34 protein-coding genes are annotated in these 16,903 nt (G+C 59.3%); 3 read left to right on the top strand and 31 right to left on the bottom strand.

Annotation, left to right across the window (positions count from 1 at the left end; genetic code table 11):
- Positions 1 to 49: 49 nt before the first annotated feature.
- The 9 genes from QME24_RS09110 to QME24_RS09070 form a co-directional block, all read right to left on the bottom strand.
- A complete protein-coding gene (locus tag QME24_RS09110) occupies positions 50 to 1,156 on the bottom strand; it encodes a phage integrase Arm DNA-binding domain-containing protein (RefSeq protein ID WP_281690828.1) in 1,107 nt (368 codons plus the stop codon).
- Positions 1,137 to 1,379, bottom strand: a complete 243-nt coding sequence (locus QME24_RS09105) for an excisionase (protein ID WP_080667897.1) — start codon at positions 1,377 to 1,379, stop codon at positions 1,137 to 1,139. Before QME24_RS09105 ends, QME24_RS09110 begins: the two co-directional genes overlap by 20 nt.
- Before the next feature lie 37 nt (positions 1,380 to 1,416).
- Entirely contained in the window at positions 1,417 to 1,773 is a 357-nt protein-coding gene (locus QME24_RS09100; RefSeq protein WP_196183103.1) for a hypothetical protein, read from the bottom strand.
- A 235-nt stretch (positions 1,774 to 2,008) separates the two neighbouring features.
- Positions 2,009 to 2,383, bottom strand: a complete 375-nt coding sequence (locus tag QME24_RS09095) for a hypothetical protein (protein ID WP_024086935.1) — start codon at positions 2,381 to 2,383, stop codon at positions 2,009 to 2,011.
- Entirely contained in the window at positions 2,380 to 2,784 is a 405-nt protein-coding gene (locus QME24_RS09090; protein ID WP_024086936.1) for a phage protein NinX family protein, read from the bottom strand. The genes QME24_RS09095 and QME24_RS09090 overlap by 4 nt, the downstream gene beginning before the upstream one ends.
- Entirely contained in the window at positions 2,781 to 3,023 is a 243-nt protein-coding gene (locus QME24_RS09085; RefSeq protein ID WP_281690818.1) for a hypothetical protein, read from the bottom strand. Before QME24_RS09085 ends, QME24_RS09090 begins: the two co-directional genes overlap by 4 nt.
- Complete coding sequence (locus QME24_RS09080) at positions 3,024 to 3,176, bottom strand: hypothetical protein (protein ID WP_281690817.1); 153 nt, start codon at positions 3,174 to 3,176, stop codon at positions 3,024 to 3,026.
- Positions 3,173 to 3,526 (bottom strand): DUF4884 domain-containing protein, encoded by a 354-nt coding sequence (locus QME24_RS09075; RefSeq protein ID WP_137137336.1) that lies wholly within the window; start codon positions 3,524 to 3,526, stop codon positions 3,173 to 3,175. Before QME24_RS09075 ends, QME24_RS09080 begins: the two co-directional genes overlap by 4 nt.
- Entirely contained in the window at positions 3,523 to 3,867 is a 345-nt protein-coding gene (locus QME24_RS09070; RefSeq protein WP_281690816.1) for a hypothetical protein, read from the bottom strand. The genes QME24_RS09075 and QME24_RS09070 overlap by 4 nt, the downstream gene beginning before the upstream one ends.
- A 175-nt stretch (positions 3,868 to 4,042) precedes the next feature.
- On the opposite strand from QME24_RS09070, the gene QME24_RS09065 reads away from it, so the two are divergent.
- Complete coding sequence (locus tag QME24_RS09065) at positions 4,043 to 4,342, top strand: hypothetical protein (RefSeq protein ID WP_049274152.1); 300 nt, start codon at positions 4,043 to 4,045, stop codon at positions 4,340 to 4,342.
- Between the two features lie 47 nt (positions 4,343 to 4,389).
- On the opposite strand, the gene QME24_RS09060 is transcribed toward QME24_RS09065, so the two are convergent.
- The 3 genes from QME24_RS09060 to QME24_RS09050 all read right to left on the bottom strand — a co-directional run bounded on the left by QME24_RS09060 (position 4,390) and on the right by QME24_RS09050 (position 6,191).
- Positions 4,390 to 5,313: a DNA cytosine methyltransferase gene (locus QME24_RS09060; protein ID WP_121757583.1), complete on the bottom strand. Its 924-nt coding sequence runs from the start codon at positions 5,311 to 5,313 to the stop codon at positions 4,390 to 4,392.
- A gap of 18 nt (positions 5,314 to 5,331) precedes the next feature.
- On the bottom strand, positions 5,332 to 5,682 hold the full coding sequence (locus QME24_RS09055) for a hypothetical protein (protein ID WP_016711325.1): 351 nt from the start codon (positions 5,680 to 5,682) through the stop codon (positions 5,332 to 5,334).
- 83 nt (positions 5,683 to 5,765) lie between these two features.
- On the bottom strand, positions 5,766 to 6,191 hold the full coding sequence (locus QME24_RS09050; RefSeq protein ID WP_060489023.1) for a hypothetical protein: 426 nt from the start codon (positions 6,189 to 6,191) through the stop codon (positions 5,766 to 5,768).
- A gap of 114 nt (positions 6,192 to 6,305) precedes the next feature.
- Here QME24_RS09050 and QME24_RS09045 point away from each other — a divergent pair, with 114 nt between their 5' ends.
- Positions 6,306 to 6,524, top strand: coding sequence for a hypothetical protein (locus QME24_RS09045; RefSeq protein ID WP_261241620.1), 219 nt, complete (start codon positions 6,306 to 6,308; stop codon positions 6,522 to 6,524).
- Here QME24_RS09045 and QME24_RS09040 read toward each other — a convergent pair.
- The 19 genes from QME24_RS09040 to QME24_RS08950 all read right to left on the bottom strand — a co-directional run bounded on the left by QME24_RS09040 (position 6,521) and on the right by QME24_RS08950 (position 16,421).
- Positions 6,521 to 6,832 (bottom strand): hypothetical protein, encoded by a 312-nt coding sequence (locus QME24_RS09040; RefSeq protein ID WP_281690815.1) that lies wholly within the window; start codon positions 6,830 to 6,832, stop codon positions 6,521 to 6,523. The genes QME24_RS09045 and QME24_RS09040 overlap by 4 nt on opposite strands.
- Positions 6,807 to 7,172 carry a hypothetical protein gene (locus QME24_RS09035; RefSeq protein ID WP_281690814.1) on the bottom strand — a complete coding sequence of 122 codons (366 nt, stop codon included), beginning with the start codon at positions 7,170 to 7,172 and terminating at the stop codon, positions 6,807 to 6,809. Before QME24_RS09035 ends, QME24_RS09040 begins: the two co-directional genes overlap by 26 nt.
- Positions 7,173 to 7,253: 81 nt before the next feature.
- Positions 7,254 to 7,442 (bottom strand): hypothetical protein, encoded by a 189-nt coding sequence (locus QME24_RS09030; RefSeq protein ID WP_023661618.1) that lies wholly within the window; start codon positions 7,440 to 7,442, stop codon positions 7,254 to 7,256.
- Positions 7,443 to 7,445: 3 nt separating this feature from the next.
- The gene (locus QME24_RS09025) at positions 7,446 to 8,111 is read right to left on the bottom strand and encodes a 3'-5' exonuclease (protein ID WP_281690813.1); all 666 of its coding nucleotides are present in this window, start codon (positions 8,109 to 8,111) and stop codon (positions 7,446 to 7,448) included.
- A gap of 59 nt (positions 8,112 to 8,170) precedes the next feature.
- A complete protein-coding gene (locus QME24_RS09020; protein WP_281690812.1) occupies positions 8,171 to 8,827 on the bottom strand; it encodes a hypothetical protein in 657 nt (218 codons plus the stop codon).
- A gap of 11 nt (positions 8,828 to 8,838) precedes the next feature.
- Complete coding sequence (locus QME24_RS09015) at positions 8,839 to 9,471, bottom strand: AAA family ATPase (protein WP_281690811.1); 633 nt, start codon at positions 9,469 to 9,471, stop codon at positions 8,839 to 8,841.
- 8 nt (positions 9,472 to 9,479) lie between these two features.
- Complete coding sequence (locus QME24_RS09010; protein ID WP_281690810.1) at positions 9,480 to 9,626, bottom strand: hypothetical protein; 147 nt, start codon at positions 9,624 to 9,626, stop codon at positions 9,480 to 9,482.
- Between the two features lie 7 nt (positions 9,627 to 9,633).
- Positions 9,634 to 10,731 carry a hypothetical protein gene (locus QME24_RS09005; RefSeq protein ID WP_281690827.1) on the bottom strand — a complete coding sequence of 366 codons (1,098 nt, stop codon included), beginning with the start codon at positions 10,729 to 10,731 and terminating at the stop codon, positions 9,634 to 9,636.
- A gap of 157 nt (positions 10,732 to 10,888) precedes the next feature.
- Complete coding sequence (locus tag QME24_RS09000; protein ID WP_015269564.1) at positions 10,889 to 11,083, bottom strand: hypothetical protein; 195 nt, start codon at positions 11,081 to 11,083, stop codon at positions 10,889 to 10,891.
- Positions 11,080 to 11,310, bottom strand: coding sequence for a hypothetical protein (locus QME24_RS08995; RefSeq protein WP_064491400.1), 231 nt, complete (start codon positions 11,308 to 11,310; stop codon positions 11,080 to 11,082). Before QME24_RS08995 ends, QME24_RS09000 begins: the two co-directional genes overlap by 4 nt.
- Positions 11,307 to 11,561, bottom strand: coding sequence for a hypothetical protein (locus QME24_RS08990; RefSeq protein ID WP_281690809.1), 255 nt, complete (start codon positions 11,559 to 11,561; stop codon positions 11,307 to 11,309). The genes QME24_RS08995 and QME24_RS08990 overlap by 4 nt, the downstream gene beginning before the upstream one ends.
- 20 nt (positions 11,562 to 11,581) lie before the next feature.
- On the bottom strand, positions 11,582 to 11,866 hold the full coding sequence (locus tag QME24_RS08985; protein WP_133326798.1) for a hypothetical protein: 285 nt from the start codon (positions 11,864 to 11,866) through the stop codon (positions 11,582 to 11,584).
- Positions 11,863 to 12,102, bottom strand: coding sequence for a hypothetical protein (locus QME24_RS08980; protein ID WP_281690808.1), 240 nt, complete (start codon positions 12,100 to 12,102; stop codon positions 11,863 to 11,865). The genes QME24_RS08985 and QME24_RS08980 overlap by 4 nt, the downstream gene beginning before the upstream one ends.
- A 399-nt stretch (positions 12,103 to 12,501) precedes the next feature.
- Entirely contained in the window at positions 12,502 to 12,684 is a 183-nt protein-coding gene (locus QME24_RS08975; RefSeq protein ID WP_281690807.1) for a hypothetical protein, read from the bottom strand.
- A gap of 549 nt (positions 12,685 to 13,233) precedes the next feature.
- On the bottom strand, positions 13,234 to 13,491 hold the full coding sequence (locus QME24_RS08970) for a DUF1654 domain-containing protein (protein ID WP_098090814.1): 258 nt from the start codon (positions 13,489 to 13,491) through the stop codon (positions 13,234 to 13,236).
- Between the two features lie 149 nt (positions 13,492 to 13,640).
- Positions 13,641 to 13,886 (bottom strand): hypothetical protein, encoded by a 246-nt coding sequence (locus tag QME24_RS08965; protein ID WP_047934811.1) that lies wholly within the window; start codon positions 13,884 to 13,886, stop codon positions 13,641 to 13,643.
- A gap of 72 nt (positions 13,887 to 13,958) precedes the next feature.
- On the bottom strand, positions 13,959 to 14,456 hold the full coding sequence (locus QME24_RS08960) for a PIN domain-containing protein (protein WP_098090811.1): 498 nt from the start codon (positions 14,454 to 14,456) through the stop codon (positions 13,959 to 13,961).
- Entirely contained in the window at positions 14,457 to 15,197 is a 741-nt protein-coding gene (locus QME24_RS08955; protein ID WP_227743103.1) for a hypothetical protein, read from the bottom strand.
- A 555-nt stretch (positions 15,198 to 15,752) separates the two neighbouring features.
- Positions 15,753 to 16,421 (bottom strand): S24 family peptidase, encoded by a 669-nt coding sequence (locus QME24_RS08950; protein WP_098090805.1) that lies wholly within the window; start codon positions 16,419 to 16,421, stop codon positions 15,753 to 15,755.
- 108 nt (positions 16,422 to 16,529) lie between these two features.
- On the opposite strand from QME24_RS08950, the gene QME24_RS08945 reads away from it, so the two are divergent.
- Entirely contained in the window at positions 16,530 to 16,706 is a 177-nt protein-coding gene (locus QME24_RS08945; RefSeq protein WP_019751331.1) for a Cro/CI family transcriptional regulator, read from the top strand.
- Positions 16,707 to 16,903: the final 197 nt, after the last annotated feature.

Genomic DNA, 16,903 nt, shown 5'->3' with positions numbered 1-16,903 from the left:
GATTCCTCCCCAAAACCTCCCCAATATCTCCCTAAAATTAGTCGCAGGATTATGCGACATCGATCCATTCAGCGCCACGACTGTCGCGGTATAGATCGGTCATCTTGGCCGAACGGTGACCCAGCAGTCGCTGTGCGTCTCGACCCTCTTCCTCATGCAGCCGGGCCGCCAACGAGCGCTGTTCGTGGAAGGTTGGCGGGCTGGAGCCCAGGTCGAGACCAAGTTTCGCTGCCGCCCGGTCACGGGCCGCGGCGAACTCTTTGCTGATTGTGTCGAGCATGATGGGAGTTCCCGCTTTCGCGCGGCTGATTGTTCGGTGGTGGTGCACCAGGTGCTTCGACAGCACCCTGTCCCGACAACGCCGTATCACTTCACCCAGGCTTAGGCCGATGCATTCCAGCGTAACGCTGGTGCTGATTCTGACCCTGGACCCTGTCTTCGATTGGACGACCTGCAGGAATCCGTCCACCTCATCCTTGAAAACGAATGAAGCGATGTCCTCCCGCCGCTGCCCGGTGATAAGGGCTAGTTCCATGGCGCGCTTGAGCCATGGCTGGGTTGCCTCCTCATAGATCGCCTTCCACATTTCCAAGGTCAGGCGCTGGCGCTTGACCTTGACCCTTGCAGCTCTGGTTGCCTCAACAGGGTTTGTGTCTACCCAGCCCCTGGCCATTGCTTCCATAAACAGGTCACGCAGCAGTGAGCGCATTACCCTCGCCATCTGGGCCTTGCCCTCCTTGACGAGCGCCGATAGGTTGTCGGCGATGTCCATGGTGGTCAAGGAACGGATGCCGCGCTCTCCGAAGGCCTTCTCCAACCGGTTCAGGCGCATGTGCAGGTTGCGCATGCTCGACTCTGATAGCTCCCGATCCTGCAGGATTTGCCGGTACTCGACGACCCATTCACCGAACTTTCGATCTGGCGCCGACGGCTCTGGAGCAATGCGGGCCGAAAGTGTGGGCGGCACAATCTGAAGCGCCATGTTGGCGGCGACCGCTTCCGCGATCGCTTTTGCCTTGTCGCTGCCCAGGCCAAACATCCGGTTGCTCACGGGGTCGCGGTACGTGTAGTAGGTGACCCCGTTTCGCTTGTCGGTCTTTCTGTAGAGGTTGGGCGGTAGGTCCTTTGATCCAGGATTACGCGGCCTGGGCGCCATATCGTGCACTCGCAATTCTATTTACAAGGGAACTACCCACAGGAACGCGGGGCAGCGGCTCGGGCTCCCGGTAACAGGCATCAGCCTCAACATAGTAGCTGCGGCCGTGCTTTACCGGGGCCGGGGTGATCAGGCCTTCACGGGCCCAACGGCGGAGGGTGTTGCTGCTGGGCGGCGTTCTGAAGTGATCGTGCGCCCATTCATCGAGGGTGACTTTGCACATGATGGTCTCCACGCCGCCGGTGGCGGCAGGTTGGTGGTCAGGCTGCTTTCTGTGGGTGCGCAGCGTCACGGCGGTGGCAGATTTGCACCTGCAGCCGATAGGCTCGATAGCGGCGGCCGTCACCCGGTGAAATTTCCGGAGCGAGGTTTGCCAAGTCCTCTTCCAGCATGCCGAAGTAGTAGAGGTGCTCTCCGTCGCCCATCCACTCAGGCTGGGCGGTCGCCCAGTCGCGGGCTTGAACGCACGGAAGGCAGGTTTTGAAACTCTCCATCGAGCCTTCCCAGCAGCCAGCCACCAGTTGGTATCGCTGCCCAGGCTCGATATGCCCACGGCATTCGCAGCAGGCGTGGCGCTTCCTGGCCACGGGTTCGGTCGTGGTCTGAAAATCAGACATGGTTGCTCCTCGCCCGCGCATGTCGGCGGGCTTGAGTAGTGGTTGGGTGTGACCATTTCGTCGGCTTCGACAATATGGTCCCGCCTGGCTGGCGGGCATGAGTTGAAGGGGAGAGCGTTAGAAGGTCAGCCGCGGCAAATGCTCAGCCATCCGGTGATGAGCCACCAGAAGTCCTGCGCAACCATGAATCCAAGCCCGGCGGCGAAGCCGAGCACGAGAGCTTTCAGGGGCAGAGTCATAGAAGATGCGCTCCGGACTCCAGTAGGCCGTCTCGGTCTTCGCGCAGCAGATTGTTATCGACAATCAGCTGGTCGCGCTCCTTGATCAGCGCTTTTATAGCGGTTGAGATGTTGCGGTGACCGAGCCCGATGGTAATAGCCTGGGCCTCGTCGAATAGCTTTACCTTCTGGTCGCGCTCTTCGGCTGCCCTCCGGCCCAGTTGCTTTTCACGGATTTTCAGGCAGCGCTTGCAGGTTACGTGACGCCAATCGCTGGCAAGCTGCTCGTCTTCCATTTCGCCTTCGGTGCCGCAAAGCACGTCCTCTGGCGGGTCTTGATCGGCCTCGGTGCCGCCATCCCACTCGTACATGTGAACGGCGCGTTTGCTCATTGGATAAGCTCCTTCGGCACCTGGACGGTGTCGCCGAGCTTGTAGCGGACTAAGCCTCGGCAGAATGCGATAAGTGGCGTGGGGCCGTAGCACCAGACCGCATCACCATCTGGACCCGCGCTATAGCGGGTGCTAAGGGGTACTCCTCGATCGTGCTGAACGCTGCCTCCATGCTTGTCGATCAGCGGGCCGCCGCAGTGCCAGCAGCTTGAAGGGGTGTAGCTCGATTGGTCTTCACCTCCAACGCTGAGAGCCAGAGAGCCGAACAGTGCGAAGGGCTTTGGGGGCTCGTCCTTCCGGGGCGACAGCATGATTGTGCTGATGCCCTCAACCTGCGCCACAGCCCAATCCAGCGCCGCGCCGACCAGGTTGGATACCCTCACTTCGATCAGGTCGGTCATGCACGCTGCTCCTTCCTACGCTCCACATCGATCTGCTCGTAAAGGGCATCCACTCGCTTCTGCTTGCGGTTAATCGCCTCGGATCGGCTCAGATGGTCCCTCATGGCCTTGTCATATGGCTCGATCTTCTCGATCAGCCGAAGGCGCTCATTCGGGTCTTTTGAGGCGTTGAATTGCTTGGCCAGGCGATCACGCTCTCCGAAGTCGAGGTGATCAAGTGAGCGGTTTTCCTTCTCCATCTAATCGATAACGGCGGCTGATTGCCGATGCCAGCGCAGGTACAGAACATCGCTCTTCTTGGGCTTGACGAAAAAGTGCTGCGACCTGATCCAGTCCACCAAGTCTTCCTTGGTCATTTCGTCCAGAACATCTTTGCGGGCGGCTTTGCTCACAGCTGATACCTCTCATCAATCCAGCGCCCAGGCGCCAGAGCTGGTGTAGGTTCGGGTTGGGTTTCGTGCGGGGAGAGCTGGCGCTCGTTGCCGGCCTGGTAGTTGCTGCCGGTGACGCCGCTCTGTTGCGAGCAGTTCTTCCCACAGCTCTCTTCCCACTGGGTGGAGCCGGCACAGTTGGTGAAGTACCGGGCCCGGCCGCCGTCGTGGAATCGGTAAACGGTGCAGCCATCGACCTTGAATAGCCGGTCGACCTTGAAGTCTGAACCAGCACGCGTGGTTGATTCGGCTTCCCCTTGGCAGCCGGCCAGGGTGGCCAGCAGCAGGAGACAGAGGGCGAGGCGGGTCATGGCAGTTCACCGACTTGAGCAGCGACACGAACGATTGCCCGGCGTGTGCAATCGCCCAGATCTCCGTTGACCGGCTCGTACAGGCCATCGTCGAGGTCGCCGCTATAGACGTTCACTCCACCGGCATTGATCTCTATATCTAGGCGTAGCTCAACCGCCAGCTTCAAGGCGTCGCCGTCGTTGATGAGTGGGTTCCAGTGAGCACGCACACCCGACTGACCCTTCAAGCGGAAAGGCCACTTTGGGTCACGGCAGGTGCATGACTCGATCTCAAGGTTTGCGGCCTTGGCGGCCAGCCTGAGCAGTTCAAGGTCGCGTTCGTCTACTTCGGACACAGGCATTCCTTGGCCGCCATATCGCGGCAGTGAGTTGTACAAGTGGTTGGGTTCGGTACAAGAAAATCGGCCGATGGTCCGATTCAGTTCTCAAGCTGCGATACCGAGATTGCGTCTCGCCTCGCTTTGGCTATGGTGAGAGTTCACCTGTGGCATACAACTAAACTCGTAGGAGGTCGACATGAGGATTCGCGGTGAGGTTTTTTGGGGGTGGGCTGATCCAACGCTTCACCACCGTACTCACGACGAAACCCTCAGCGATGGAACGCATATTGATGTTCAGGTGCGACTGTCGCGGGGAGGTACGACGCAGATGTTCATCGGGGTTTATGCCCCTAGCGGTATGGCTATCCATGAGGAGGCCTTCGATTCGCGACCAGGGGAGTCGATGACTCGAGCTCTGGCCTGGGGGGTTGGTCGTGCTCGCCGTATTGCCTCTGATGGCCCTCCCGCCGCTGATCGAATCGCCGCCTCGAAATAATTGGGAGAGGGGTTACAGCTGGATGGAGTACAGATGTGCTCTTTCGGTCATGCGGCCTTCATCAAGGCCTCGATGACTCGCTGACCGGCCAGCGGTGGTACCGCATTGCCGGCCATGTGCATGGTCAGCCGGTGATTGTCCGGCCGTAGGGTGTCAGCTGGGAATGACATCGCGGCCAGGGCCTCGCTGGCGCTGAGCATCCGCATGCGGTCGCCGTCGACCAGAGCCCATCGGTCTAGGGTGGTAATGGTGCCGATCGGCCGGTTGATGTCGCGGCCGGTGGTGCCGGAGCCCTTGCCGTAGTAGGGCATGATGAAGCGATCTCCGAAGCGTTGGCGCCCGTTGCGCACTCGGTCGAGCGTGGCCTGGGCCCGGCCTAGCTTCTCGATCTGTGACCAGCGCCCGGCGTCGAAGTCGAGGAAACTGGCGGCTGACACATGCCGTTCCTGCGGCAGCTGCAGCATCAGCGGGGCCTTGCTGCGCGTCAGGACCATGAACAGGCGCACCCGGTGCTGCGGCACACCGAGGTCAGCGCAGTCCACGATGTGCGGCGCTGCCTGATACCCCAGCGCCTGGATGGCTTGCAACCAAGCCGGGTAGAGCACCCAGTCGGTGAACTCCGGTACGTTCTCGATGATGGCTGCCTGCGGCCGGTGGAACTCAAGGGCCGCTACCGGCGCCCAGGCCGTCGAGCGCGATGCGTCATGCTCAGGGTTCCCCGATTTCTTCCCGCGGGCCTTGGCGTGCCCCTGGCAACACGGCGAAGCGAGCAGGATGTCGTGAGCAGGTACCTGCTCCCAGCGAGCCTGGTGCAGATCCTGGCAGACATGCTCGGTGTTGGGATGGTTGGCTGCATGCCATTTCACGGCATCTGGCCAGTGGTTTGCCGCCCAGAGAACCTGGACGCCTGCGGCGCGCGCGCCGGTGCTCCATCCGCCGAGGCCGGCGAACAGGTCGATTGCTGTGGTCATAGTGGTCTCGGTCGAGGATCAGTCGAACAGGTGCTCGCGGCGCCCGGTCTCGTGGTAATGCAGGTCCTGAATGGCCTGCTGCTGGTCGATGGTGAACATCGGGTTGCAGGTGGTGCAGTGGCCGGCGATCTTGATTGCCTGGAACGACAGCGTGATGGATGAATGGTCCCTGTAGCAGGATGGGCACTTGATCGAGTCGCTTTCGCAGCACAAGCGCGCTTCGTCCTCGCCGTCATGGATGGTCTTGCATACCGGGCATTCGAACATCTCCTCCACTTCTGGCTGGCAGCACTCCCGGGCTCCATCTTCATCGTCGTGGATGTCGCCACAGAAGCCGCACTTGTAGAGCGTCCTGATCTGAACCTTCATGGTGTCTCCAGGCAGGCGCCGCCCTCTCCGGGGAGGCGTTCATCGTTTGAGAGGGGAAGGCGCTGGCGGGCAGCGCCGGAGGGTCAGGCGGCGACAGCGTTCTCGAACTTGATCAGAAGGCTCCGGCTGTCGTTGGTGCAGCCATCTTCCTTGACCCGGTAGGTGGCTGGCTCGTAATCGTAGATTCCAGTGATTACGCCCTGCGTGATGCGAGTTCCAATAGGCAGCGGAGGTTGTGGGTTATGCTCTTCAGCCCATGCTTTCACGGCCTTACGCTCCGCCTGATCAACCAGGGCATCGACTTCATCCAGCGCTTCCATGTCATCCCTGGTGGTGTCCCAGTAGGCGTATTTGTCGAGCTCCTTCGCCAGTTCGAAGCCATCCATGTGGCGTCGGTAGTGCTGGGCGATCGTCTCGGCGTCGGCGCCGTCCAGCTTCTCTGCTACCACCTTGCAGGCTTCCAGGATCATTGCCTTGTCGGCTGTCGGGCGGGGCGGGATGTTCTGCATGCGGAATCTCCTGAGCATGCGCCGCCCTCCGTGCTGGTGGCGGCATGGTGGCAATTTGGTTTGGGATGGGGTATTACGGGTGACCGGCATGGGGCCGGATTAAAGGAGACGCAGATGAGTCAGAACGACGGAGCAATCGAAATCACTCACAAGGGCGTACTCGTGCATGCTGCACCGTATGCACCTCAAGGCACCATCGAGCATTTCCACATCGTAAAACCTGGTTCGCTTGATGTGCTGCATACCGTCGAAGGACCTTGGGAATCGCAAGCCGCGGGCAAGGAAGGTGTGATCGCAGCGGTTGAGAAGCTTATTGAAGATGGCAAGATTTAATCTGCCAGCTCGATTCTCAGCGCCTCGCGCGCCCTAAAGTTCTCAAGCTTCCGCACCACAGAAGGCGAAACCGTGATTTCGTGGCGCGGAGGTGTCAACAGCGGCAGGGCACCGCCCGGGCCAAGCCCATGCAGGTGATGAATCATCAGCGTCATCGCCTCGCCCTGTTCCTCGATCCCAGCCCACGCCATCAGCTCAAGCAGCGCCTGTTTAGTCCCTGGTCGAACCTTCAAGCGCAGGTCTTCTTCCTGCAGGCGCTCGGCCTTGGCGCGGCGTTTCTCGTCACGCTGCTGCTGCGTCAGAGCCATCATCGCCTCCATTGCGCACAAAGGTTGTTCCCTGCCCGATGTCGAGCAGGTCGAACACCCGGTTGATGATCTTGAGCGCCGCGTCGAACACCTCGGCGTCGTCCGGCTCTCGGGCCAAGCGCTTCATGTTGGGCTGGTGCTCGAGGCAGACCTTGTCGACCAGGCGCCGGGCCAGTCTGCGCAGGTGATCGGCGCTGTCGTGAAGGCGAAGGCTCAGCGCAAACGCCAGAGCCACTTCATCAGGCCGGTACTGGCCGCCGCTGCGGGTGATGTACAGCTTCTTGACGGGCCGATTCATCCAGGCCGGAAGGGTTACTACTCCAGAAGGTGCTTTCTGCATGTCTGTGCTCCCTGAGGCCGCTGGGAGGCAGGCGGAACTGTTCTTGGCGCCGGCGTTGGCGGACCAGGGTGTTGATACGCCTCATGCGGCGCGCGCCGTTTCGATCTGCTCGGTGACCTCGACCAGTTGCTGGGTTAGGTTCTCGATGGTGGCGGCGCCGCGCACACGTTCGGCGCGGCCCCATTGGCAGCTGCGGTTGAACAACAGCTGCAGGTGCTGCTCCAGTTCCTTTCGGCGCTGGAGCAGATCAAGGATGGTTGCGAGTGCCATGGCTTATTTTTCCAGAGCTTTCCGCAGGTACGGGTCGATGTCGGCCTGGCCAAGCAGCCAGCGCTTGTAGTCGCGCGGGATGTCTTCGATCTTCGAGCCGGCATGCTTGCCGAAGCGGATGATCTTCGGGATGCGAGCGTCTTCGGAGATTTCCCAGAGCTCTTCCCAGCTGGCCATCGGTCGCCCCAGCTGCGCCTTCAGGGTGCTGAATATGGCGGCCAGGAGGCGACGGCAGTTCTTCACATCATCAAGCGCGGCGTGGGCGTTTCTCAGCAGCTCGGGAGCTTCCGACCGGTAGTGGAGATAGATCATCGCCGACTGGGTGTGCGAGTCAGCGTCCGGCCAAAGCATCGAGCTCAGGGCCTTGGTGCAGATGCGCTTGATATCCGGCTTGCCGATCACCCCCCAGTCGTAATCGACGTTGTGACCGATCAGGTAGGTGGCGTCTTCTGGCAGCTTGAAGGAATCATGCGGCGGGCAGTCGACCAGCTCTTCGTCCAGGATGTGGCTGGTTGCCAGGGCTCCCAGCTCGATTGGCTTGGACGGCTTGTAGCGCTGCAGGAACTCGCCGGTTACGGCCAGGCCGGCACCGAGCTGTAGCCATGCAGCCTCAACCAGTTCCGGGTTGTTCAGTCCGGTGGTTTCAGAGTCGAAAATGTAGGCGGTCATATGAGGTCCGTTTCGCAAGAAGAAGGGGTGTCAGCAGCGTGGTTGCTGCTGACCAGCGGTCAATCGAACGGGATATCGTCCGAGAAATCGGGCGGCGCGCCGTAGTCGTAGTTGTCTGGCTGGGCATATCCGCCGGCTACCTGGGCGGACTTCGGTCGGCGGTCATGCACCGGCTTCTTGATGAGTTGCTGAACCATTTTTTCAAGCTTGGAAGGACTAGTGCAGCGCGGGTCGAGGATTTCGGATGCTGTCTTCTCGGATTCAGCACTGAACGGCGCGTAGATGATCGGACGAGGCATGCCGGTCTGGCTGTTCTTCTCGATTTCCATCTGAATCAGCAGGCCTATGGGCTTCTTCAGGAGTTCAGGGAAGCCAGGCGAAGTTACCTGCTCGCGCTGCTTGGTGTCGTTGTTCCATTTCTCGAACTGGGTTGGCTGCGGGGCGCCGACGGTGCGCAGCTGCAGGCAGGCCATGATGGCGTTCATCATCGCGTAGCCACCCTCGTTGCGGGTGCCATGCTGATAAGTGAGGTTGAGGTAGAAGGTCGCCTCGGCGCCGTCTCGGCTCTTGAAGGTGAAGCCGATACCGGTTGACCCGGTTTCTTTCTTCTCCATGTACTCGGCGCGCTGGAACTCGCCAATGAACTTGCCGGCCTCGTCGATGAAGGCTGACTTGTTATCCGCGGAGCGCGCGGCGTTTGCGTCCAGATTGAACATTCAGAAGGCTCCTATGCGGCCTGAGTTGTGTTGGTGAGGTCGTAGTACTCGCAGATCGCGGCATCGACCAGGGCGAGGTCGTTGTCGATCATCGCTTCGTTGAACATGCCCATTGGGGCCTTGGTAGTGTCAGAACCGTTGTTGCGAGTGCTGAACAGATGCTGGCCATCGCTGACCACCGATCGAAGGACGATGGTGACCATGCCCTCCAGGGTGATCTTCTCGTCCAGCATCTTGCCGATGGTCTTCATCTTGATCTGACCGGCGTCCGTCTCCTCGGTGTGGCTGAGGATGTAGACGCGAACGTCATCGGGCAGACCGAGCAGCGCCTCGAAGATGTTCCAGGTGTGTCGGCCGATCTCGGTGAACTTGTCGAACCCTTTCTCCTCGCTCCGACGCATGAACTCGTTGGCCAGGATGTACTGGAAGTCGTCGATCACGATCACTTTGCGCTTGGTCTGGCGGCAAGCGCCGATCACCTTGACCCAGTTATCGGTCACGTAGGATTTCCAGGCCTTAGATTCGGGGAAGGGAAGTGGTTTCTTGATGACTTGAACCAAGGCCACGTCATCAGGCTTGAAATTACGCAACGATGCGCTCTTGCCGGCCCCGGACTTGCCGAGGATCAGGGTTACGGTTGCCATGCGGCACCTCAGCTTGGTTGGTTGTCCCACTGCCGCTCAATGCGAGCAGCCTCGTCTTCGTACTCTTTTCGCTCATCGCCCTGGTACCGCTCAGGCGAGAACGCTCCAACCGTCATCCAGTCGAGCTGGGCGGCCAGGCGGGGTGTTGTGTTCATGGGCGCCTCAGTAAGAAATGGCGATGTTCGGGATCTTGCGCTGAGCGATCAGGGTGATCGCCTGCTTTGCGCACTGCTCAGTCATGCCGCCAGCCACGAAGGCCTCCAGGGCAGCGCGGTTGATGCTGGCCCGATGCGCCTTGTCGGACTCGCGGGCTTCCTGCTGGCGAAGGATCTCAGCGGCAGCGGCATCAGCACGGCGGCGCTCGTCTTGACGCGCCTGCTCGGCAGCCTCTTCGGCCTGGCGGGCGGCAGCCTGCCGTTCTTGCTCGGCACGCTGCTCGGCGGCTACGCGATCTGCCTCGGCCTGAGCCTTGGCGCGCTCCGCCTGCTCGGCCTGCAGTTTCAGCTCAAGTTCACGGCGGTCTGCTGCTGCTTTTGCCTCCTGCTCACGGCGCTGGGCGGCTTCGCGCTCGGCCTGGGCCTTATGCTCGGCCTCCAGCCGGGCGCGCTCTGCTGCTTCCCGGGCGATGCGCTCCTCGCGCTCCTTCTGCTCACGGGCGGCAGTCTCAGCGCGCAGACGCTCCAACTCTGCCTGCTCGGCTTCGTGTTTTTCCTGCCTGGCCAAGGATGCGCGTAGGGATTCCAGCGTTTTGGCCTTGGCTTGATGAGCTTCCGCTTCAAACTCTTCGAAGCCTTCGTCAATCACAACTGCTTCGGCCTGACTGATCTTGAAGCGGATACCCTCGGCAAACAGCGTTTCAACGTCCACAAGGTCTCGCAGCTGCTGGATGCGAGCCTGGTGTCGATCAACCCGATCATCTTCGCCAGCCTGCCATGCGTTCAACGGGCGGCGGACCTCTTCCTGCCAAGCATCCAGAAGGTCACGCATGCGCTTGCGTTCGGCATCGACCTTCTTGGGAATCTCCTTGAGCTCAGCCACCAGCTCTTTGCCGACGTTGTCCAATGCGGTCTTGGATCGGGCTACTTTGTAGGCGATCGAGGCGATAGCCTCACGACCTTTGCGAGTGGTCACATCCGGGACAAAGGCGTCGATCTCCTCGCGGATTTTACGAAGGTATGGGTCCAGGCCGTTGGAAGCTTGGAAGACCTGGAGCGCGGTGTCTTTCGACGGCACTGCAGCCAGTTCGGTTTGTGCGGACATGCGAATCTCCCGCGCCGTCCATGCGGTGGGCGCTGACAAGTTGGTTATTGGGTGATGCAGCCGGCCAGTGCGCTGGCGAGCATCCAGGCGGTGCACAGGGAAATGGTGATGAAGCTGCCGCGCCACATGGCGATCCGGCGGGCGCGCTGGTAGCCGGTCATGGCCGCACGCGGACGGCGATGCGCCGCCCCTTCATTGTCACGCCGAGACTGCGCTTGAGGCTGGCCACCGGCGTTTCTCGCGGCAGGCCGACGGCCTCGTTGAATGGGATGCCGAAGCTGATCACCGCAAGCGTGCGCTCGATCTGCTCCAGTTGCTCGTCGATCAAGGACTTCACAGGTGCTGTGCTCATGCCACCCTCCCGTGCATCTCCATCCACTGTTCGTGGTCGCGGGCAATAATGCGATTCAGGCGCTCTGTGTAGGTGCGCTGCTCGACAAGACCAATGGCGCCAGTGAGGCCGGCCAGGTCAATGGCCATGACCAGCTCGCCTCGAAGCGTGTCGCTGAAGTTCTCGCAGATGGCCGTAAAGCGAGAGTCGATGATATCGACCACCGCCTGGCGGGTGCTCTTGTTCATGCTGTCCTCCGAGCGGCGCCTGAGCCGCACATGGCTTCCATTTTGTCGAGTGCCGCGGCAATCACCCGGCGGCTGGTAGCTTTTCGGTGTTCTTCTTGCTGGCGGATGATCGCAAGCCAGGCTTGATTGTTCGCAGCCGCCTGCTCGGGGGTTATGCCTGCGGCCCAGTGGACGTCGTGATCACCGGAGATTCGGCGATCAAGCTCGCGGCCCTGTGCGCTGTCTGCGTAAAGCTCATGCTCGTGAGCCATGATCGCCTCCAGGTGGTGGGTTACTCGGTGGGTGGGGCTGGAAGTGGCATCCAATGGGTAGGCGGGTTTTCATCGGTGAATCCGCCATCCCACGACATCCAGAAGGGTTCGATGTCTTCGTATTCAGGGCAGCGGCAAACACCGCCGCAGTCGCCTACGTGCTTCAGGAGCTCGTCGCCTACGGTGTAATGCCCCAGCGTTACTCGATCCGGGATCGGCACGCCGTCGAATGTCTGGCCAATGGATGCAAGCAGCACCTCAGTGCCGTCGCGCGGCGCCGATGCAATCGGCTGCCAGCCACTCATGCAGCCTCCGGATGCTTCTCGCCGCAGAACATGCAGTAGTTGCCCATCACGTTGATGGTGGCCTTGGCTTTCACTTCCTTGCCTTTGGCAGTGGTTCTAGTACCGACGATTTCGCATTCCGCATATTGGCGCCCGGCTGGGATAAGCATGTAGCCCTGCAAAGTCGCCTTGGCACCGGTGATTTCCGGGTACCGCTCTACTGCAGCTTGCTCGAATTTCTGTCTGCAATCGCACATTGCGAAGTCCTCATGAACCGCATTGGCCAGGCGCCAGGCGCGGGTGACCAAACCCACCGTGAAAGGTGGCCTGGCGCCTGCCAATGCGGTCGTATGTGAAGGGAAGGGGTGACGCAGATGGCCGTTGGCGAAACGCCTACTGAGGTAGGTAAGGACCGATTCGGCGTGGTGCCCTGGCTATCAGGGCCGTGCATCTGCATCGGTGAGCGATCTGCGGATGGAGTCGAACCACCCTGGAACACCGGTATCAGCGGTACCGCCTGACAAGGGTCGGTCCTTTACGGGATCCCCGGCGCCGGGGAGAGCCCTACTGAACTCAACAGATCGCTCACCGATGCATCCTGCGATGGGGAGCAGGGCATCGGGCAGTTTTCGTCAGGCTGACGTGGCGCTGGTTGTTCAGTCGTGGTAGCTGAGCACCGTGTGAACATCGTGCACTTCGCTGATCTCGCCGCACTCCAGCTCCTCGACGTGTTCGATGTACTCATCGACGTTGCCTTGGCGGTCCAGAGTGATGATTGCGATCTCGGTCACTACGCGGGTGATCTTCGCCTTCACGCGACGCGGCTTCTGTTCTGGCATCGTCTTGCCCTCCAGGGCGGTTGATTCAGTGGATTCCCCCTGATGCGCCCCGCTTGAGGCGCACCGAGGAATCGTCTGTCTTGCTGGGCTCCGTTACACGCCACGGTGGCCTGGGCGATTGCTTGATTGCTGCAGCATCCACCGGTTCCCCGGCGTGACCCGCTGTACCAGTGCACCAGCCCGTTCTGAGGGCTACCTGGCAGGGAGCGTTTGCAGCTCAACCCTCCATCCGCTTTCCGTGGCCCGGCCTGTGCTCCTGCCGTGCTGACGTTCCGCCTGATTTCGAGCTGGCCAGTTCCAGAGCTGGCATGGGGATCGAGTTTATTGCTCGCGCTGTGCCGTTGCCGGGATCGATCCGCGAGGTTCCCATCAATGTGAAAGAGCGGTGAGGCTTGAGGGCCTCCCGAGGGGCTGTGTAGCGCCTCGATGGATTGAAATTTAGCAATCTGAAATCTGCAGGTCAAGCATGCTCAATAAAATAATTTAGGATGCTGAATTTGATGGGCACAAAAAAGCCCGCGCTTGGCGGGCAAAGGAGGGATCTAGAAATCAATCTTCGGCGGGTACTGTCCAGGTCAGCTTCACTGATCCGTTGTCTCGGTAGTCGAGCATGACGTTGTCGTTCTCCGCCACCTCGCCTAGGAAGCGCTCCCAGTCTTCCAGAGCTTCACTATGTGCTTTCTCGATCACCACCGAGCGGGCCTTCTGCGCTGTCGGTGAGTTGATGATCTTCTGGATGCGCGCACCCATCATTTCGTAGGGCGTCGGCGGGGTAGGGGCTTTAGATTTCGACTGCTGCTTGGCCATTGTGGAGCGCTCCGTTTACTGTATAAATAAACAGTATTTTATCTATCGGTAAATGGCAATACTGGATAGAGCACATTTGTACTCTTTTGGTGGGCAGGCATAAAAAAGCCCACCGAAGTGGGCAGAGAGGGATCTTTAGCCTGGTCAGCTCAATCTGTTTCGTCGCTCTGGCCTTCGGGTTTCCACCTAGCGATTAGGTCCACCAGCAGCTCTGCTATGGCGTCGCTGTTATCCGAAAGCACTTCAAGATGCTCGCTTATCCGCTCGGACGTATCAGTCGACCCCCGCTGGTCGATCCAGATTCCAATCTCCTCGATTGCAGCACCGAGAGCATTGATGTTTTGGTTTAGTCGGCTGAGCAGGGCTGGGGTCGGATCGTCTGGAAGGTCGGTCATGGCGTTTCCTCGTGCTGATGAGGAGAGCCTAGCAGGCAAAGAAAAGCCCGCTGGGGCGGGCTCAGGCAGAGGCTAGCTTTTCTCCAATTCCAAATCGTGCTGCCTGAGGTGATCAGGAATCGGCAGATCACTAATTTTTGCGCAAGAAACCCCAGACCGCTCAGCCTCAGCGAGCATGTCTACATCGTTTGTGATTAACAATCTGGCACCATTGGCTTTAGCGATTGCAATGATCTGCCAATCTACTTTGACTGATTGTCTAGGGCGCTTCTCGCCTTTGCTGGACTTTCTGGCGGAGCGCCCAGCCTTGACCACCTCTACGGTCTCCATGACTGCTTTGAGGTCATAAGGGAGTAGCCTGAAAGCTGCCGTCTTGAAAATGCTTTGAGTGGCATTTAACTCCCGTTCCCCGGCTTGATCGAGAAACTCTGCCCATACCTGAGCGGGAATTCCTATGCTCTCTTTCTTCGCGCGTATAATCTGGAAAAGCCCCTGCATCCGCAAGCTGTCTTCCGAATTGAGCCGCCTCCCGAAGAACAGGACCAGCGCATTGGTGTCCAGAATTACCAATTAATGACCTTTCCTTAGTCCCGACAGGTAGTCTTCCACGTCAGGAACGTCAGCCCAGCCAAGGCCTATGGCTTCCATGGATGCGTAAGCTTTATCCCAGTCGCCAGAAAGGGGCGCCCAGGACTTAACATTCAGTTGCAGGAGCTCCCAGCGACCAGAAGAGTTCCTTTTCCACTTACCTTTACCGGTAAGTTCAATAGGATCTCCAAGGTAATGAGACGAAATCTCCTTGGCCAGCTGGGCCCCCATAATGGTGCAATTATATTCTTGCCCATCGCTGTCCTTGACCAGCACAGGTATTGTGTCGTCTCGACCGCCAATCTTGATGACTTGGCCGGTGATGGAGCTTTCTTGCTCCAACACAATTTCTTTTTCGGGAAGCTGTTTTTTTCCGCCAGGGAACGGGTAAATTACTGCTCCGGACGGGTCCTTAAGCTCCCCCCTGGTACCGTCTTGGATAAGAAGCTCGTTAATTTTAACAAGGGCGCTTAAAGCGTCCTTCGGCGCCTGATTGCTCTGCGCGGTCGCGAGAGATAGGCGTTTTGAAACACGCGGAGCTGCCTCGTCTTCCGCCCAAGCTTTGAGGGCGGCGCTTCCCCTTGATAGCTTGTCGAAATGAACCTTGTCCTTCTCGCCCATTAGTTTTGCCAGCTCGGCCAAATAGACAGCCATCCGCTCAAGCGTGAGCTTGTTCGGGTGGGATCCGACTATCCGAAGAGTGTAAACGTTGGGCTTTTTCATAGGCTGATTATAGGCATGCATCCCTACTAATTTCGACGTCTTTCCTTGTCACTTCGCCTCAGCGGACGACTACTGTCGACCTGGCGAGCTCACCAGCCTTTACCTCATCCCCGTACCCCACCAACCGATCCTCCCCAGTCTGCACCAGATCCATGGCTACTCATGCGCATCGGCAGCCTCATCGGCCAACCTGGGGCTGAAGGATCTAATCGGCACCCCGATCGCAGCCTGAAATTTCAGAGCAAACTTTAGACTCAGAGCCCTTTCCCCATTCAGATAGGCGCTCACAGTAGCCGGACTGAATCCCATGGCTGCTGCCAGTTTCTTCTGGGTGATTCGATCAGCTCTTGATGCTGAGGCATTGTGCTTTCTTAGCGTGTTGCGCAGTGCCTGGCACTCGTCTTCTTCCCATGGCCACAAGTTCTCATTGCTCATGCGTTGTCAGCTCGCTCGGCGATCCGCGCCAGGTCGACCGCTGACCATTTGAGGTCAGAAGCCAAGCCTTGGAGGTCGCGGCGAAGGTCTTGGTTGGGCTTGGTTAGGGGCATGGCAACCTCACAGAGCTGATCGCGGCCACTTGGCATCCACCACTCGGCCAACCAAGACCCATTCGCCATCCATCTCAACAGTGGGGAACGATGGGTTGAGCGGCTTGAGGAAGGCGCGGCCGGAATCCCAGATGAACTGTTTGAACGTCGCCTCGTTGGTGTCGACCATCTTGGCCACTACGAACTGGCTGCTCTCCACATCAAATCCAGGGGCTACCAGGATCACCATTCCCTCGGGAAAGGACATGCCGTTTGATGAGGTCATCGAAGGGCCTTTTACCTTGAGCCAGAAGCCATTAGGGCCCGCCCAGGCATCCGATGGGTGAACCTCGCATGATGCGACGTTCGAGATTTCTACAGCTTCCATTGGCATCCCGGCCTGAACCCAGCTGATTTCTGGGTATTCGTAGTATCTGACCGGTCCAGAGACAGGCTCAACGTTTGCGTCGAATCCAGAGGTTTCTTTAGTCATTCCGCCGGTGCCATTTGCAAGCCACTCAGCGCTTACGCCGGTAGCCTCTGCCAGCGCGAATAGGTTTTCCGGTTTCATGCTCTTGCTGTCGCCCGTTACCCACTGGGTTACAGCCGAAGGTGTGACGCCGCATTCGCGCGCGATCTCCTTCTTCAGCTTTTTGCTGTGCTTGATCGCCGCAGCGATTCGTTCAGGTCTATTCATCCTCAAATATTAAGCGAACTGAAATTTAGCATGGGCTTGCCATGCTCATGGTCTTGCTGTTCAAAAATTAGCATGCTTAAATAGCCTTATCGCCAAAGGAGCGAAGCAATGAAGACAACTGATGCCGCCGCCTTCTTCGGCTCCAAAAAGAAGCTTGCTGACGCCTTGCTGATCAACCCGAGCGCAGTCACCCAGTGGGGCGAATTCGTCCCGGAGTCTCGCCAGTACCAAATCCAGGTACTGACAAAAGGGAAGCTTAAGGCCTCTACGAAATCCGCCGCCTAACCAATTCCAACCGCAAGGAGTAGCACCCCTATGGGATTCAAAGACCCCCTGACGCAGCGCCGCGACTTGGCCAGAAAGGTTCGCTTGTACCCGCTGCTTGATCGGCAGCTTCAGCGAGCTGCCCACAAGGCTCGCCGCGAGTACGCAACCTACCTGTTCGAGATGCTTGAGTGGGCCGCTGTGAATGGCGGCATCGA

It is taken from the genome of Pseudomonas sp. PARCl1 (assembly GCF_947311875.1).
GTDB lineage: Bacteria > Pseudomonadota > Gammaproteobacteria > Pseudomonadales > Pseudomonadaceae > Aquipseudomonas > Aquipseudomonas juntendi.
The sequence above is the reverse complement of the archived record's forward strand: the minus strand, read 5'-3'. Positions and strand labels throughout refer to the sequence as shown.